17 protein-coding genes are annotated in these 17,108 nt (G+C 65.2%); all 17 read left to right on the top strand.

The genetic code is table 11. The features are described 5' to 3' along the window. Nucleotides 1-20: 20 nt before the first annotated feature. The 17 genes from CFB24_RS22980 (at nucleotide 21) to CFB24_RS03555 (ending at nucleotide 17,108) form a co-directional block, all read left to right on the top strand. Complete coding sequence (locus CFB24_RS22980) at nucleotides 21-1,007, top strand: hypothetical protein (RefSeq protein ID WP_176440407.1); 987 nt, start codon at nucleotides 21-23, stop codon at nucleotides 1,005-1,007. A 33-nt stretch (nucleotides 1,008-1,040) separates the two neighbouring features. Then, on the top strand, nucleotides 1,041-2,549 hold the full coding sequence (locus CFB24_RS03635; RefSeq protein ID WP_088519177.1) for a hypothetical protein: 1,509 nt from the start codon (nucleotides 1,041-1,043) through the stop codon (nucleotides 2,547-2,549). A 270-nt stretch (nucleotides 2,550-2,819) separates the two neighbouring features. Continuing rightward, nucleotides 2,820-3,635, top strand: a complete 816-nt coding sequence (locus CFB24_RS03625; RefSeq protein ID WP_141098336.1) for a head-tail connector protein — start codon at nucleotides 2,820-2,822, stop codon at nucleotides 3,633-3,635. A 1-nt stretch (nucleotide 3,636) separates the two neighbouring features. After that, complete coding sequence (locus CFB24_RS03620) at nucleotides 3,637-4,137, top strand: HK97 gp10 family phage protein (RefSeq protein WP_111390643.1); 501 nt, start codon at nucleotides 3,637-3,639, stop codon at nucleotides 4,135-4,137. Next, complete coding sequence (locus CFB24_RS03615; protein ID WP_088519174.1) at nucleotides 4,134-4,592, top strand: hypothetical protein; 459 nt, start codon at nucleotides 4,134-4,136, stop codon at nucleotides 4,590-4,592. The genes CFB24_RS03620 and CFB24_RS03615 overlap by 4 nt, the downstream gene beginning before the upstream one ends. Nucleotides 4,593-4,628: 36 nt before the next feature. After that, nucleotides 4,629-5,387 (top strand): hypothetical protein, encoded by a 759-nt coding sequence (locus tag CFB24_RS03610; RefSeq protein WP_088519173.1) that lies wholly within the window; start codon nucleotides 4,629-4,631, stop codon nucleotides 5,385-5,387. A gap of 1 nt (nucleotide 5,388) precedes the next feature. Then, nucleotides 5,389-5,769, top strand: a complete 381-nt coding sequence (locus CFB24_RS03605) for a hypothetical protein (protein WP_088519172.1) — start codon at nucleotides 5,389-5,391, stop codon at nucleotides 5,767-5,769. A gap of 47 nt (nucleotides 5,770-5,816) precedes the next feature. Next, the gene (locus CFB24_RS22975; RefSeq protein WP_088519171.1) at nucleotides 5,817-6,026 is read left to right on the top strand and encodes a hypothetical protein; all 210 of its coding nucleotides are present in this window, start codon (nucleotides 5,817-5,819) and stop codon (nucleotides 6,024-6,026) included. Nucleotides 6,027-6,041: 15 nt separating this feature from the next. Continuing rightward, complete coding sequence (locus tag CFB24_RS03595) at nucleotides 6,042-7,211, top strand: hypothetical protein (RefSeq protein WP_088519170.1); 1,170 nt, start codon at nucleotides 6,042-6,044, stop codon at nucleotides 7,209-7,211. Continuing rightward, a complete protein-coding gene (locus CFB24_RS03590) occupies nucleotides 7,174-9,693 on the top strand; it encodes a baseplate megatron protein TIM-barrel domain-containing protein (RefSeq protein WP_141098335.1) in 2,520 nt (839 codons plus the stop codon). Before CFB24_RS03595 ends, CFB24_RS03590 begins: the two co-directional genes overlap by 38 nt. After that, nucleotides 9,690-10,292, top strand: coding sequence for a DUF2460 domain-containing protein (locus CFB24_RS03585; RefSeq protein WP_088519169.1), 603 nt, complete (start codon nucleotides 9,690-9,692; stop codon nucleotides 10,290-10,292). The genes CFB24_RS03590 and CFB24_RS03585 overlap by 4 nt, the downstream gene beginning before the upstream one ends. Continuing rightward, complete coding sequence (locus CFB24_RS03580) at nucleotides 10,293-11,201, top strand: DUF2163 domain-containing protein (RefSeq protein WP_088519168.1); 909 nt, start codon at nucleotides 10,293-10,295, stop codon at nucleotides 11,199-11,201. 10 nt (nucleotides 11,202-11,211) lie between these two features. Beyond that, a complete protein-coding gene (locus CFB24_RS03575) occupies nucleotides 11,212-11,664 on the top strand; it encodes a C40 family peptidase (protein WP_088519167.1) in 453 nt (150 codons plus the stop codon). Nucleotides 11,665-11,673: 9 nt separating this feature from the next. After that, nucleotides 11,674-13,782, top strand: a complete 2,109-nt coding sequence (locus tag CFB24_RS03570) for a phage tail protein (RefSeq protein WP_088519166.1) — start codon at nucleotides 11,674-11,676, stop codon at nucleotides 13,780-13,782. A 36-nt stretch (nucleotides 13,783-13,818) separates the two neighbouring features. Next, on the top strand, nucleotides 13,819-15,321 hold the full coding sequence (locus CFB24_RS03565) for a hyaluronate lyase N-terminal domain-containing protein (RefSeq protein ID WP_088519165.1): 1,503 nt from the start codon (nucleotides 13,819-13,821) through the stop codon (nucleotides 15,319-15,321). Nucleotides 15,322-15,365: 44 nt separating this feature from the next. Next, complete coding sequence (locus tag CFB24_RS03560) at nucleotides 15,366-16,322, top strand: hypothetical protein (protein ID WP_146610607.1); 957 nt, start codon at nucleotides 15,366-15,368, stop codon at nucleotides 16,320-16,322. Between the two features lie 207 nt (nucleotides 16,323-16,529). Next, nucleotides 16,530-17,108, top strand: a complete 579-nt coding sequence (locus CFB24_RS03555) for a hypothetical protein (RefSeq protein ID WP_088519163.1) — start codon at nucleotides 16,530-16,532, stop codon at nucleotides 17,106-17,108.

The following is a 17,108-nucleotide window of genomic DNA, read 5'->3' as shown; positions in this document are numbered from 1 at the left end:
AAGCAAAGGAGCGCGTTCGCGTGACGGATCGATTGCAAATGTTCATCCCCTTGCGCAAGGCCGACGCCGCCCAGCGCCTGGTCTACGGCTATGCGACGGCGGAAGCGCCCGACCGGGCCGGCGAAATCTGCGATTACGCCAGCACCAAGCCGCAATATCAGGCTTGGTCGAAAAATTTCGCCAAGGCGACCGGCGGCAAGAGCCTCGGCAATGTCAGGGCCATGCACGGCGCGGTGGCCGCCGGCAAGATCGCCTCGATACGCTTCAACGACGCCGAAAAGCGCATCGAGATCGCCGCGAAGATCATCGACGACGACGAATGGCGCAAGGTGGAGGAGGGGGTCTACACTGGCTTCTCCCAGGGCGGCGCCTATCTGAAACGCTGGCCCGACCCCGAAAACCCCGATCTCGTCCGCTACACGGCGAGACCCAGCGAAATCTCGCTGGTCGATCTGCCCTGCTTGCCCGAAGCCAGTTTCGAGCTGGTCAAGGCCGACGGGATCACGGAAACCCGCGCCTTCGCGCACAAACCCCCGTCGGCCGTGCGCGACTGGCTGCAGGGCAATATCGCCAACGGCGCGCCCGCCGCCGACCTGATCGGCGATTTCTTCGACGCGCTCGAACACGATCTCAACGCCGATCCGATCCACGAGGCGGGGCTCTCAAGCCTGCTGTCGCGCCTGAAGACCGAAGTCCTCGCCGTCCTCCAGCCCCGCGCGCAAAAATTCGCCGCCGATCCCCGTGTCGAGAAGCTCGCCACGGAAACCGACGCGCTGCGCAAGCTGACGGCGGAATTGCGGCCCCAGTTGGCGCGGATGACCGAGCGCATCGAGGCGCTGGAGCGCACCCCCGTCCCGCCGCCCATGCCGCCGGGCGCCGCCGCCGTGTCCAAATCGGCGGAAAGCGGCGTCGACGCCCTCGCCGCCGAGCTGGCGCGGCTGTCGCCGGAAAAGGCCTCGCTCGTGCTCATCAAGGCCGCCCAGTCCCAGCCGAAGCGCTTCGGCTGATCGTCAAACCCTTTGCAACAGAGAAAGCAAGCCATGACTGCAATTCAGAACGCGCTGGAACTGAAGGACGCCATCCGCAAGTCGCAGATGACCCCGCTGACCGACCCGCGCTTCGCCAGCCTGGAGAAATCCACCTTCGCGGAAGGCGCTTCGGCCACCTCCGGCCTCACCTATTACGATCTGGAAGCCGGCGCCAAGCTGCTGTTCCCGGTGCTGACGCCGCTGCGCAATTCGATCCCGCGCGTCTCCGGCAAGGGCGGCGTCCAGGCCGCCTGGCGCGCCATCACGGCCATCAATTCGGCCGGCTTGCGCATCGGCGTCTCCGGCGGCAACCGCGGCGGCGTCGCGGCCATGACCACCAAGGATTATGTCGCCAACTACAAGGGTCTGGGCATCGAAACCAGCGTGGATTTCGAGGCGCAATATTCCGGCCAGGGCTTTGACGATCTGCGCGCCCTCGCGGCCCAGACCGGTCTCGAAGCGTTGATGATCGGCGAAGAGGCGATGATCCTCGGCGGCAACGGCTCGCTCGCCCTGGGAACCACGGGCGCGCCCACCTTGGCCGCCTCGACCAGCGGCGGCTCCCTCGCCTCGGGAACCCTGTCGGTGATCTGCGTCGCGCTGACTCACGAAGGCCTGATCAACGCCTCGGTGAGCGCCGGCATCCAGGCCGCAATCACCCGCACCAACGCCGACGGCACCTCCGACACGTTCGGCGGCGGCGCGGCGCAGAAATCCGCCAACGCCACCGTCAGCGTCTCCGGCTCCACCGGTTCGGTCAGCGCCTCCGTCGCCGTCAAGCCCGGCGCCGCCGGCTACGCCTGGTTCTGGGGCGTGGTGGGCTCCGAGGTGCTGGGCGCCGTCACCACCATCAATTCGGTGGTCATCACGGCCGCCGCGACGGGAATACAGACGGCGTCCTCGCTGCCCTTAGCCGACTGGTCGGTCAATGCGCTGGCCTTCGACGGCCTGCTCACCCAGGCCTTCGCCCCCGGCTCCGGCTCGCTGGTCGTCACCATGCCCAACGGAACCGCCGGAACCGGGGCGCCGCTGACCGCCGACGGCGCCGGCGGCATTGTCGAAATCGAGAATGTGCTCAAGACCAACTGGGACAATTATCGTCTGTCGCCGGATGAGGTTTGGGTCTCCTCGCAGGAGGCGATGAACATCTCGAAGAAGGTGTTGTCGGCCGGCTCCAATGCGGCGCAGCGCTTCCTGTTCGACGCGCGCAACGACGCCTTCGCCGGCGGCGTGATGGCCACCACCTACAAGAACAAATATTCGATGGCCGGCGCCAAGTCGCTGGACATCAAAATCCACCCCAACATGCCCGCGGGCACCATGCTGTTCCTCACGCGACAGCTGCCCTATCCGCTGGCCAATGTCGGCAACGTGATCCAGATGCGCACCCGCCAGGACTATTACCAGATCGAATGGCCGCTGCGCTCGCGCCGTTACGAATACGGCGTCTATGCCGACGAGGTGCTGCAGCACTATTTCCCGCCGTCCATGTCGGTGATCACCAATATCGGCAACGGCTGATCGTCCGCGCCGCCGCCGTCCCGGTTCGCCGGGGCGGCGCCCTTCGCCCCCGCCGCCATTCATAGGATCTCCCCCAATGAAATTTCAGGCTCCTCCCGGGGTCGCCGCGCTCTCCTGCGCGGGCGAGAACATCGTTCCCGACGCCCAGGGCTTTTTTGAAGCGGATGAAGTTTTCGCCAGCGACCTCCTCGCCCACGGTTGCGTTCCCGCGCCGCGGCGCGCGGACCCGCCTGCGTCGCCCGCCAAACCCAAGAACAAACGGAAAGCGGATTGACCATGGCGCGAGGCGATCTCGTCACACTGGGCGCGCTCAAGGCCCACCTCGGCGTGCAGTCCAGCGCCGACGACATCCTGTTGTCCAGCATGATCAGTCAGATCAGCCGGGCGATTTGCACCTGGCTCAATCGCGCCTTCATCTTGCCGCGCGACGTCGCCGACATGTTCGATGGCAACGGCCGCAATCGCATTCAGTTGCGCAACTGGCCCGTGATTGCGGTGTCCTCTGTGACCATCGACGGCCAGGCGATCCCGCCTTCGACCGACGGTCGCGGTTTCGGCTGGCTGCTGGAGCCCGGCGACGACGAGCCGCCCGGCGCCATGCAGATGCTCATGCTGCGCAACGGCGTGTTTCCGCGCGGCTGGCAGAATGTCGTCGTCGCCTATCGCGCGGGATACCAGATCAGCAACGAGGCGCGCGCCGTTCCCGGCGCCACGCCCCGGATCGTCGCCGCGCAGCCCTACGGTCCCTTTGCGGAGGATTGCGGCGTCGCCTACGCCAATGGCGTCGCGCTGACGCAAGTCGCCGCCAATCCGGCCGCGGGGCAATATGCCGTGAATGGGTTCGGAGATTACCTTTTCTCCGCCGACGATTCCGGCGCGCAGGTGGTGCTGACCTACGGCTATGTCCCGCACGACCTCGCCTCCTGCGCGCTGGAATGGGCCGCCGACCGCTATCGCTACCGCGATCGCATCGGCATGGCCTCGAAGAGCCTGGGCGGCCAGGAAACCGCCGCCTTCCGCATCACCGCCATGCCGGATTACGTGCAGCAGAGCCTGCGCAGCTTCGGCCGCATCATCTGCAACTGACATGCTGCAATTCAGCCCTGAAGGCGTCGCCGATCTCGCCGCGAAACTCGCAGCGCTGCCCGACGGCCTGCGCGCCGCCCTCGCGGAAAAGATCGACGCGCTGGCGCAGGACCTCCTCGCGCAGGTCGTCGACGTCAATCTGAGCGGCGCCGTGCTCAACGCGCGCAGCGGCGCCTTGCGCAATTCGATCCAGCTCCGCAACCAAGACCAGGGCGCGTCGCTCGGCGTCGCCGTCGTGGCCGACGGCGGCGCGCCCTATGCCGCCATCCAGGAATATGGCGGCAAGACCGCCGCGCACGAAATCGTCCCGGACAAGGCGACGGTGTTGGCCTTCATCGCCGGCGGCAAGCAAGCCTTCGCCCGCCGCGTCCATCATCCCGGCTCGGAAATCCCCGAACGCTCCTATCTGCGCTCCGCGCTCGCGGAGAAAAGCGCCGAGATCAAGCAGGCCCTCCGCCAAACTCTGGCCGAGGCCGCGCAACGCGCAAAGGACAATCCATGAACGCCCGAGAAGCCATCATGGAGGCGCTCTGCGCCCAACTGGCGCAGGCCCAGTTCGCCGCGCCGATCAACGATTGCGACACATGGGCGACGCTGTCGCGGCGCCTCAGATTGTGGAGCGACGTCGCGAGCGCGGACCAGCCCGCGCTGTTTGTCGCCGAACATGCGGAAAACGTCGCCTTCGCCTCGGAGAGCCTGCCCGGCAAGACCACGCTCAACGTCGATCTCTTCATCTACATTGCCGCTGGCCGCGACCCGGACGCGGTTCCCGCGCGCGATCTCAACATCGCGCTCGACGCGCTCAACGCCGCTCTGGCGCCGCCGGCCGGCGCCGACCGCCAGACCCTCGGCGGCCTCGTTTATCACTGCCGCATCGAGGGCCGCATCGTGAAGGACCCCGGCGATCTCGACGGCCAGGGCCTCGCGCTCGTGCCCGTGAAAATCCTCGCGCCCTGAGCGCATCCACCGCCTATTCACCAGGAGACATGATCCATGCCGAACACAACTTCCGTCGCTTTCGGTTCAGGGGTTCTCATCGCCACGCCGTCTGGCGCCAATGCGACGCCCGTTCAGTTCGGCGCGCTGCAGGACATCTCGCTCGACTTCAGCTTCTCGTCGAAACAGCTTTTCGGCCAGTACCAGTTTCCGATCGCGCTGGCGCGCGGCGAGGGCAAGATCACCGGCAAGGCCAAATTCGCCAATATCGACGGACCGCTCTACAACTCGTGTTTCTTCGGCCAGTCGCTGGCGAGCGGACAAAAGCTGTGGGCCTATAACGAAGCCGGCTCGGTGGCCGCCTCCTCGCCTTACGCCTACGCGGTCGTCAACGCCTCCGCGTTCGACGCCGATCTCGGCGTGGTCTACGCGGCGAGCGGCCTTGCGCTGACGCGTGTCGCTTCCGCGCCCTCCGTCGGCCAGTACACGCTGTCGGCCGGCGTCTACACCTTCAATTCCGGCGACGCCGGCAAGGCCATTCTCGTCTCCTATTGCTACACCCAGACCGCCGCGGGCGGCGGCTCCCGCGCCGTGCTGAGCAACAAGCTGATGGGCGTCGCGCCGACCTTCCAGATCGACTTCTACCAGACCAACCCCAATGCCGCCGGCGCGCAATGGTCGCTGCGCCTCTACAATTGCGTTTCGAACAAACTCACGGTGTCTTCGAAGATCCAGGATTTCAATATCCCCGAACTGGACTTCGAAGCCTTCGCCAATGCGGCGAACAATATTGGCGAAATCAACACGGCGATCTGACATGCGAATGGACCCGAAAGTGGATTGCGCCAAGGCGCCGGTGGCGGCGCTGGGCGGCCGCGAATTCTTCGTCCCCGCGCTGTCGCTGCGCCAGGCGCGGACCGTCGTCCCCGGCCTGCTCAAGCTGCTGCCGCGCCTCAACGCCATCCAGAGCCGCATCGGCGCCGGCGACCCGCTCGGCGCCGCCCTGCTCGAACCCGACGATCTCGACCTGATGATCGACGTGGTCCACGCCGGCCTCACCCGCGCCTATCCAGATTTCACGCGCGACGATCTCCTCGATCTCGAAGCGGGATTTTCCGATCTGGCGGGCGCCCTCGCGATCATAGCCGGGCAGACCGGCCTGTTCGCGCCGAGCGAGGCGGTTTCGCCGGGGGAGTAGGCGAGGGCGCGCCGGATTTCGACCGGATCGTCGCCCATTATTGCCAGATGTCCGGTGAAGCCTGGACGGATGCGCTGGAAAACGAATTGACGTTTCAGCGCATCCTCGCCCGCCACGCCTATTGGCGCGACAACCCGCCGCCGGCGGCGCTCCTGGCCGCCATGGCGGCGGGCCAGGGCGTGTGGCGCCCGCGGAAACAACAGGAGCCGGATTCGATGAGCGCCCTGCGCGCCCTGTTTCCCTCCGGACGTTTTTAAAAAGATGGAAACAGCATGGCGGACAACGTATCGATTTCCTTCGGCGCCGACACGACCGGCTTCCTCGACGGCGTCGCGCGCGTTTCGGCGGCGCTGTCGAAAATCGACGAGGCCGCGCGCGCCTGCGGCGCCTCCCAGCAGGATGTCGCGCGCACAAATCTCGTCGCGATCAACGGCGAGATCGCCGCCGAGCAAATGGCTTTCGCGCAAAAGCAATCGCTCTACGGCCAGTTGACCCGACTGAAACTCATGACGGGGGAGGAGCGCGTCGTCGCCGCCAAGGCGGCGCTCGACGCCGAATATGCGGCCGAATCCGCCCTGCTGCAGAAGGAGGCGCAGATCGAAGGCCTGCGTCCGTCCCAGCGCCAGGCGGTGCTGGGACGGATGACGCTGCTGGACCAGAAATACGCCGCGGACAGCCAGCGCCTCATGCTGCAGTCGGTCGAGCAAATGGTCGCGCCGATGAACCACATGGTCGACGCCATGTCCGCATCGTTCTCGTCGTCGCTCACCGGCATGATCATGGGCACGAAGAACCTCCAGCAGGCCATGCGTTCGCTGACGCAGGCGGTGGTCTCGCAATTCGTCCGGATGGGCGTGGAGGTCGTGGCCGACTGGGCCAAGAAACAGTTGGCGATGGCGGCGCTGTCGCTGGCCGGCGAAGGCCAGAAGACCGCCGCCGCCTCGGCCGGCGCCGCCGCCCGCACTGGCATTTCGGCTGGCGAAGCCGCCGCCGGCGAGGCGACCGTTTTCGCGTCCATCTTGCGCAACATCACGGCCTCGGCGTCGGAAACCTTCGCCGGCGTGTTCGGCTTCCTCGCGCCGGTCATGGGCCCCGCCGCCGCGGCGCCGGCGGCGGCCGCCCAGGGGGCGGTGCTGTCGGTCGCCGCCTTTGACATTGGCGCCTGGTCGATTCCGCAGGACCAACTCGCGATGGTGCATCAGAACGAACTGATCATGCCCGCCGCCGAAGCCGGGGCCTTCCGCTCCATGCTCAATTCACAGGCCAATGGCGGATCGCAAGCGCAGAGCGCGGGCGACACCCATGTCCATCTCAACGTCTCCGCCATGGACGCCGCCTCGGTGAAAAGCTGGCTCGGCGCCAATTCGCGGCAAATTATGAAGGCGATGAGCCAGGCGGTCAGCAATGGCGACCACCTCGGCCTGCGTCGCCTGGCGCGGTGAGACCATGGCCCAATTGTTCGGCGTTTGCCTGCTGCCTGCGACCGGCGAGTTCACTTACGATCCGCTGCCGGCCCAAGGCGGAAAGTCGACGGACTCAACCGTCGCGCCCATCAATGCTTATCTCGCGCCCGGCGGCGCGAAGGCCGACTATTCCTTTGCGCTCGACCAGCTTCAGGCTGCGCATCCGGAGTGCCGGACGGTCGCCCTGGTCTGCGCCTGGTTCGGCGATTCCACCGACGCCGCGGCGTGCAAAATCTATCCGGCCACCAATTTCATTGGCGGCGGCTTCAAAACTTACGCCGATGGCGCGTGGAGCGGCGCCGACTGGCAGGTCTCCGGGCTCACGCAAAAATCATCCGGCCTGATCCCGATCTCCACCAGCAACGGTTCGGCCGCCTATGGCGGCACGCCGTCCGACCAGAGCATTGTGCGCTGCATCCGCGACCTGCGCGCGAGAGGCCTGCGGGTGATCTTCTATCCGTTCATCCTGATGGACGCCCCCGGCAAGCCCTGGCGCGGCCGGATCGGTTTGAGCGCCGACCTCAGCGCCGCCACGACGCAGGCCGTCGCCACGTTCCTCGGCGCCGCGCGCCCGTCGCAGTTCACGCCGGACGCCGACAATCTCACCGTCGCCTATTCCGGCGCGCCCACCGACTTCACCTATCGTCGATTCATCCTGCACTACGCCAACCTTTGCGCGGTCGCCGGCGGCGTCGATCTCTTTCTGATCGGCTCGGAATTGCGCGGCCTCGAAATTCTGCGCGGACCGAACTGGACGCGCGCCGGAACGACCGACGCCAACGGATGCGCGCAATGGGACTATCCCTTCGTCGCCGGCCTCACGCAACTCGCGGCCGACGTGCGCGCCACTTTTGACACGGCGGGCTTCACGCGCGATCTGACCCGTTACAAAAACCTGATCGCCTATTCGCCGGACTGGTCGACCTGGAACGGCTGGCAGCACCCGGACGCTCAAGGGCAATGGCCGCATCTCGATCAACTGTTCGCCTCGCCGAATATCGACCTGGTCGCGTTCGACAATTACCTCCCATTGTCCGACTGGACGCTCGGAGACGGCGGTCTCGACTGCCATAATTGGAACGCGCCGCGCCCGCAAAGCTGGCCGCCCACGCCCGAAACGATGAATGGCCTCGGCCTTTCCGGCGAGCCCTCGCTGCACAATGCGGATTATCTCAAGGCCAATATCGAAGGCGGCGAGGGGTTCAACTGGTACTACGCCAACAGTTATAGTGGCGGCGTCGGCCTCGACCCGCTGGGAACCGACCAGCGCTGCACCTTGCCGCTCGGCGATCGCGCCACCCAGACGCGCCGCCCCTTCGCCGCCAACCAGAAATTGCTGATGCGCAAAGGCCTGCGCTGGTGGTGGAACAACGCCCATCGCGCGATCTACGACACGGGCGACGGCGCCGGCTGGATTCCCCGCGGCCCCGCCACCGCCTGGACGCCGCGCTCCAAGTCCATCGCCTTCGTCGAATATGGCTTCGCCACGGTCGACCGCTGCACCAACCAGCCCAACGTGTTCTACGATCCCAAATCCAGCGAGAGCGCCACGCCGTTCTGGTCGCTGTGGACAGGATCGCGCGGCGCGGGCTGGACGCCGCAGCGCGACGACACGCTGGCCGATCTCGCCCTGCAGGCGGTCCACGATTACTGGCTCGCCAACAATGAGACGTCGGCCTCGGGCGTTCCCATGATTTACACGCCGTTCTGCTGCGCCTGGAACTGGGACGCCCGCCCGTTTCCGGTGTTCCCGCTCGCCTCCGATGTCTGGGGCGACGGCGGCGCCTGGGCGAATGGAAACTGGATCGGCGGCAAGGGGCCCACGGTTGCGCCAGCCGCGCCGGATCCGCCGCCGGCTTCGGGCGATCTCGCCGCGTTTCCGACGCTGGCTGGTCAGGGCTGGAGCGTCAAGTATCAGCCGCGTTTCCTCACAAGCGTGCAGACGCGCGTGTCGGGACGCGAATTGCGCGCGGCTCGGCGCCTGAATCCTTCGCGCGATATCGAGATCAGTTTCGATGTCCTGCGCGGCGCCGCCGCCCTTGCCGAACTCCAGCAGGTCGTCGCCTTCATCTCCGCCCATGCCGGACAGGCGCAGCCGTTCCTGTTCGCGCCGCCCGACAATCTGGGCGACGTTCGGGGCGCGATCCTCGGCCAAGGCGACGGGACGACGCGACGCTTCCCTCTGACGCGGCGGATCGGCGGTTTCAGCGAAACCGCCCCGGCGTTTCTCGGCGTGCCGACCATCCGCTTCGACGGGGTGGCGGCGCCGGCGGGCTACGCTTTGTCGATCCTGCCGACGGCCGTGACTTTCACCACGGCGCCGGCGCCCGGCGTGATGGTGACGGCGGATTTCACTGCCGCCGATCTCGTTCGCTTCGCCGACGACAGCGTCGATCTCGAAGAGTTCATGACGGACTTTTGGACGCTCAGACGCGTCAGACTGGAAACGGTGCGCACGTGACACTTCCCATATTTCCGACGCTGCCCGGCCAGGGTTGGGGCGTCAAGAAAACGCCGACCTTCTCGACGCGGGTCTCCACCCACGTCTCGGGACGCGAAGTGCGCGTCCCGCTCTACGCCCACGCGCTCTACCAATTCGAACTCTCATTCGACGCGCTGGATTCCTCCGGCGCCAACGCGGCGCTCCAGTCCCAATCGTTGCAAACCCTGATGGGGTTCTGGATGTCGTGCGGCGGGCAGCTCAACACGTTTCTCTACGTCGATCCGACCGACAACGCCGTGACCGCGCAGACCATCGCGACCGGCGACGGCGCCACCACCACGTTCACGCTGGGCCGCGCCATCGGCGGCTATTACGAGCCTGTGAGTTACGTCACCGCCATATCCAACGTTTCCGTCAGCGGCGTTGCGACGACGGCCTACACGTTGACGGCGCCCAACACGATAACCTTCGCCATGGCGCCGCCCGGCGGCGCCGCGATCTCCGCCACCTTCACCTACGCTTACCAATGCCGCTTCCTCGACGATGTGGCCGAGTTCGAAAATTTCCTGTCCGGTCTCTGGAAAATCGGCGGGCTCAAATTCCGTCAGGTGCGCTGAATGAAATCCGCCTCCGCTGCACTCATCTCCACCCTGAACGCCCTTCGTCCGACTTCGGACGCGCCGCTGCTCACCGCCGAATGTTTCACGCTCTGGCTCGCGACCGGAACGATCCTCACCTACACCGATCTTGACGCGCCCGTCTCGCTCAACGGCTTCACCTATCTCGCCAATTCGGTGCTGATCTCCGGGCTGAAATACCGCGCGAGCTGCGGCGTCAATGTCGACAGCCAGCAGGTCACGCTGTTCGCGCGCGCCACCGATACAATTGGCGGCATTCCCTTCCTCCAGGCGATGCAGCAGGGCCTGCTCGACGGCGCCGAAATCCAGCGCGAAAAAGTCTTCTTCAGCGATTGGAACACGCCGATCGGTTCGGTGATCCTGTTCAAGGGACGCGTTGCGCAGATCGACTGGATTGGCCGTTCCAGCGCGCAGCTCACCGTCGCATCGGATCTGGTTCTGCTCGACGTCGACATGCCGCGCAACGTCTATCAAGCGGACTGTCAGCATGTGCTGTTTGACGCGCAATGCGGGCTGGCGTCAGGAACCTATTCGAGCGTCGGCGCCGTTGAGTCCGGCTCCACCGCGAACGCCATCGTCTGGAGCGCCGCGACGGCGGCGCATCAGCAGGGAACGATCGCTTTCACCTCCGGCGCCAACACCGGCGCGAACATGACGATCAAGACGGCGCGCGACGGACTGCTGGTCCTGTCCTATCCCTTGCCCTATCCGCCGGCGGCCGGCGACAGTTTCGTCGCCACCTTTGGCTGCGACCGCACCATGGCCACCTGCCAGGCGCGTTTCAATAATCTCAGCCGGTTTCGCGGTTTCCCCTTCGTCCCCCCGCCGCAAATCATGACCGGTCCGCTCTCGTCCGTCACCACCCGCGGCGGCAAGGGCGGCAAGTAGGAGCCAGCACATGACGGAAAGCGAGCAACGCCAGGCGGTCGTCGCCGAAGCGCGCAAATGGATGCTTACGCCCTATCGCCATGGCGCCGACCTGCGCGGCGTCGGCGTGGATTGCGGCATGTTGATCGTGCGCGTCTTCGTCGATCTCGGCCTCACGCCGCCGTTCGACCCGCGTCCCTATGATCCAGACTGGATGATTCATCGCGACGATGAAAAATATCTGAGTTTCTTCAGCGAGCGCTGCGCGCGGGTCCAACGTCCCGGTCCCGGCGACATCGCTCTTTTCCGCTATGGACGCAGCTACTCCCATGGAGGCGTCGTCACGCAAACCGATCCGATGGCGATCATTCACGCCTTTCATGACGCGGGATGCGTGATCGAGGAGCGATTGACGCAAAATCCTGCGCTCACCGACCCCAGGCGTAAGCTCGTCTATTTTTCGATCTGGCCCACAACGAACTGAGGGCGCGACATGGGTTTTCTCGGCGCTGGGAACGTCAACACCCAGATCACCAAATATTCCGGTCTGCAGGTTCAGACCACCTCAAGCTGCGTGCCGGTTCCGATCGTCTACGGCTGCAACGTGCTCGCGCCGAACTGCTTCTGGTACGAGAATTTCAAGGCCATTCAGCAACATGCTTCCGGCAAGGGCGGCAAGGGCGGCGGGGCGACCGGCTACAACTATTCGTGTGCCATCATGATGGGCGTTTGCGAGGGCCCGATCGCCGGCATTGGCAAGGTGTGGCAAACGTCGAACGCCACGACGACGCTTATCGACCTCGGACTCAGCCTGTTCTCCGGCGCCGTTTCGCAAGACGTCTGGTCCTATCTCGCATCGGCATTCCCCAGCCAGGCGCTGGCCTATCCGGGCGTCGCCTATGTCGCCAGCCCCAATTACAATCTCGGCTCCTCCGCCAGCGTGGGCGACAGCAATTTCGAGGTCCGGGGCGTTCTCTATGGCACCGGCGTCAACGGCGTCGACGCCGACCCTGCTCTGGTCATCTCCGATTTTCTGACCAACCCGCAATATGGCGTCGGCTTTCCCGCTGCTTCGATCGACGCGACCGCGCTCTACGCCAATTCCGGCGACAGTTCCTATCAAACTTATTGCTGGACCAACGGCCTCGCGATCAGTCCCGTGCTCAACATGCAGGAGAGCGCGTCATCCATCCTGACGCGCTGGCTGCAAATCACCAATTCCACGGCGGTCTGGTCTGGCGGTCTGCTGAAAATCATTCCCTATGGCGACGGCGTCGTCACCGGTGGTTCGGCGGATGCGCAGAAGACCTGGACGCCGAATCTCGTTCCCGTCTACGATTTGACGGACGAGGATTTCCTCGACACGCCGGGCGAGGATCCGATCAAGATCACGCGCTCCGATCCCTATGCGGCGTACAATCAGCAGGCGATCGAGATCCAGTCGCGGTCGGACTCGTACAACACCGGTCCCATCGTCGTCTTCGACCAGGGCGCCATCAATCGTTTCGGCCGTCGCACCGGCTCGACCATCGCGGCGCATGAAATCTGCGATCCGCTCGCGGCGCAAACCGCCGCGCAATTGATCCTGCAGCGCGGCCTCTACGTTCGCAACACATACAGCTTCAAGCTCTCCATGGAGTTTTGTCTGCTCGATCCGATGGATCTGGTGACGCTCACCGACCCCGCGCTCGGGCTCAACAAGACGGTGGTTCGCATCACCGACATTGAAGAAGATTCCGAGGGCGCCCTGACGATCACCGCGGAAGAATTTCCGCAGGGCGTCGCGACGGCGACGCAATATCCGACGCAGCCGAAAAGCAATGGCGCGCCGGACGCCAATGTCGCGGCGCAACCGGTCAACCCGCCCCTGATTATCGAACCGCCGCCCAGCATCACCGGCAATGTCGCGCAGATCTGGGTCGGCGCCAGCGGCCAGAACGGCGACCCGAACTGGGGCGGCTGCATTGTCTGGGCCTCGCTCGATGGCGCGTCCTATTCCCAGATCGCGCGTGTGTCGGCGCCCGCCAAACAGGGCGTGCTGCTGTCATCCTTGCCGGCCTATTCTGGAGGCAATCCGGACATGGTGAATCCTCTCGACGTGGACATGACGCAAAGCGGCGGCGCGCTCGCATCCGTGTCGGCGACGGCTGCGGCGGCGGGCGTCACCCTGTGCTACGTCGATGGCGAATATCTCGCCTACGCCAACGCGACCCTTTCCGCCGCTGATCACTACAGGCTGACGGGATTGCAGCGCGGCTTCGGCGGCTCTTCGTCGCCGCATGCGGCCGGGAGCGCCTTCTGCCAACTCGATTCCGCGATCCTTCAATACGACGTCTCTCCGTCCCAGATCGGCCGAACGCTGTATCTGAAGTTCCAAAGCTTCAATATCTTCGGCGGCGGTCTGCAGGACCTTTCGACGTGCGTCGCCTACAGTCATAAAATCCAAGGGCTTGGCGTTATCGGCCCGGTCACGGCGACGCTCTCTGTTGGCGTTCCCATGGATTTCGGCTTCGCCAGCCTGTTGGTCTCCGAGGCTGATGATTTCGGCGACGTCTCGGGTCCCGTCACAGCGGCCATCGATCTCGGCCTGCTTCCGGTTTGAAGGCCGGATTGTTCTCACCGCATTCAAGGATGACGCATGTCCGTTCAACTGAAACACCGCCGCGACACGGCGGCGAATGTCGCGAGCTTTACCGGCGCCCAAGGCGAATTGATCGTCGATCTCACGAACAATCGCGTCACCGTTCACGACGGGTTCACGCCCGGCGGCTGGGCGGCGGCGAAAATGTCCGAGGTCGCCACCATGACGCGTACGCCGGTGTCGGACGCGAATTACACGGCGCTTGCGACAGACCGAACCATCGCCTATACGGCGATCACCGCGGCGCGCACGGTGTCTCTCCCGGCGGTCTCCGCCTTTCCCACGGGCGCGTCGCTGTGCGTTCTGGATGAGAGCGGCGCAGCGACGGCGTCGAAAACGATTACGCTCAACGCCAACGGTTATGATCTGATCAACGGCGGCGGCGCCGCCGCCATTTCCTCCGCTTATGGCTATATCGTCCTGCAGGGCAATGGCGCCGCCAGCCCGAATGGACGATGGACCATCGTCGATCAGGCCGCGTCCAACCTGGCGAATGTCGGGGTTGGCGTGGCGGCCGATCCCAACAATGTTGTCTCCGCCTATGGGTCGTCGGCGCTGTTTAACGGCGCCAGCTTCAATGTCGTGGTCAATAAGTCCGCCGCCGCCAACACCGCGTCGTTTCTGTTCCAAAACGGGTTTTCGGGGCGCGCGCAAGTTGGCCTGGCAGGGGACGACAATCTTCATTTCAAGGTGTCCTCGAACGGATCGACCTGGACCGAAGCTTTGGTGATCAACGCGGCGTCGGGGCAGGCGAGCTTTCCTCAAGGCGTCGCGGCTGGCGACGCCGCCGCCTTTCGCAACCGACTCCGCAACGCCGCTTTCGCCATCAATCAGCGCAATGTGTCTGGAACCGTAACCCTGGCGGCGGGCGCCTATGGCCATGATGGCGTGCGCGCGGGCGCGTCGGGCGCGACCTATACTTTTGCGACCAGCGGGATCGAGGCGACGCTGACGGTCACCGCCGGTTCGGTGATCCTGCCGGTGGAAGGCGCGATGATCGAAGGCGGCGCCTATATGCTCTCGCAAGCGGGAACCGCCCCGGCGCGCGTCTGGCAAGGGAGCGGTTATTCGGGAACGGGCGGCTATGCGGCCGCGCCCTTAGCCGTCTCCGGACTGAGCGCGGCGACGCAGACCAATATCGAGTTTTCGACTGGAACGATCTTGCGACCCCAATTCGAACCGGGTTCGGTCGCCACGCGCTTCGAGCGCCGCCCTTACAGCGTCGAACTGGCCCTGTGCCAGCGCTACTACCAGATCCTGAAGGGCGAATTGTGGGGATATGGCTCCGCCGGATCGTCTCCGGCCGCTTATTTCAATTTCCCGGTCACGATGAGAGCGGCGCCAACGGCGACGATCGCGGGCTCCTCGGCCAGCAATATGACGGCCTATGCCGTCGATACTGTCTCACAGAGCGGCTACCGCGTTTCCGCCGCGATTTCCGTGACAGGAGCGGGATCCGTCACCGGCTCCAGCATCACGTTCAGCGCCGAGCTTTCATGACGCCCGGGGCGCGCCGACGTGCAAATTTCAAGGAAGGTCTTATGTTGAAACGCTTACTTTTCGGCGCGGCGATGATGATCGTTTGCGGAGCCGCCGGCGCGTCGCAATTTAGCGATCCCGACGGTTCCGTGGTGGAGGGACACGCCATCGAAGACGCCAGCGGCAATCGCATCACGCCGCTGCAAGCCGGCGGCTCCGTGAACGTGACGTCGCTGCCTTCGCTCTCATCAGGGGCCAACAATATCGGCGTCGTGACGCCGCTCGACGGCGCTACGGGAGCCGGGACCGCCTCTGCGGTGGGCCTGTTCTCCAACATGCCGGTCTCGACGGCCGGCTATAATTCACTCTATGTCCAGATCACAGGAGTCGGCGCCGGGACGGTCGCGTTCGAGCAGTCGATTGACGGCGTGACATGGTCCGCCGCCTGGGCGGTGCCGGTCTCCTCCATAACCGCGGCCCCGCTCTCATCGTCGTCGGCTCTCGCGGTCGGCGCCATATACTCCATCTCCGCGACGGGGCAATTCAGGATGCGGCTCTCGTCCTATACGTCGGGCGCGTTCTCGGTGGCCTGGGTTTTGAAAAACACGCCGCGCGATGGCGGTCTGGCCGTGCTGCTGCCAACCACCAGCAGCCAGTCGGTTGTCACGCGGCCAGGCACGTCGGGGGGCGCCACGCTGGCGCGCATTCAATCGACAGCTTCGACGAACGCGACCGCGATCAAGGCTTCGGCGGGCCAACTGTATCATTGTCCATTTTACAACAACGGAGCGGCCGCCGCCTACGTCAAATTCTACAACAAGGCGTCCGCACCCAATGTGGGAACGGATGTCCCCGTCGCGGTGATCGGCTTGCCGCCCTCTGGTGGCCGCGAAATCTCCTTTGCGGATATCGGAGCCGTTTTCAATACGGGAATCTCCTACGCCATCACTGGCGGTCCGGCGGATTCCGACGCGACGGCCGTCGCCGCCAATCAAGTGGTGGGCGCTTGCGCCTATAACTGATTTCGGGATGCGGCCATAGCGCCCGGCGTTTGCGCCGGACGTGATCCCGCTTTGAACATCCCGGCGCCGGCGTTGTCGCAAATGCGCGCCGGCTCGCTCCCCTGAACCGCGCGGTCGCAATGCTCGGCGGCGCTTTTTTTCAAGACATGCCGCGTCGCTCGCCGACGGCTCGGGCGCTTTCGCGCCAAACGCATTGCGGAGATTTTCATGGACTGGAAAAACCCCGATGGGTCTCTCACCCGGGGCGTCGTGATTGAAGACGGCGCGGGCAACAAGGTCGCCAGTTTCGGCGGAGGCGGCGGGGGCGGCGGATCGGTGTCGGTCTCGAATTTTCCGGCGACGCAAGCGGTCAGCTGGTCGGGACAGAGCGTGTCGCTCAGCGGAACCTTGCCTGCATTCGCGACGACTCCGGCCTTCACGTTGGGCGCCGCCCTCCCGGCGGGCGCCAACCTGATCGGGGCGGTCAATCTCGATATTGGCGGCGCGTCGGTTAGTCTGAACAATCCCGTTCCAACCACGGAAAGCTACGCCAGCATTGCGACGGGCCAGGTCAGCGTGACCGCCTCCGCCACGCAAGTGGTCGCGGCGCGGGCCGGACGCAAGGAGGTCACCATCGTCAACCACGCGACAACCTCCGTCTACATCGGCGGTTCCGGCGTCACGGCCGCGACAGGCCTTCTCCTGGCCGGCGTCCAGGGGCAGGGGATCACCGTCACTGGCGGCGCCGCCATTTACGCCATCGCGGCTTCAGGTTCGGAGACGGTCTCTTTCCTCGAGGTTTACTGA

Origin of the sequence: Rhodoblastus acidophilus, from assembly GCF_900187365.1 — a bacterium.
Taxonomy (GTDB): domain Bacteria; phylum Pseudomonadota; class Alphaproteobacteria; order Rhizobiales; family Beijerinckiaceae; genus Rhodoblastus; species Rhodoblastus acidophilus.
This window is presented reverse-complemented; position numbering and strand designations above follow the sequence as displayed.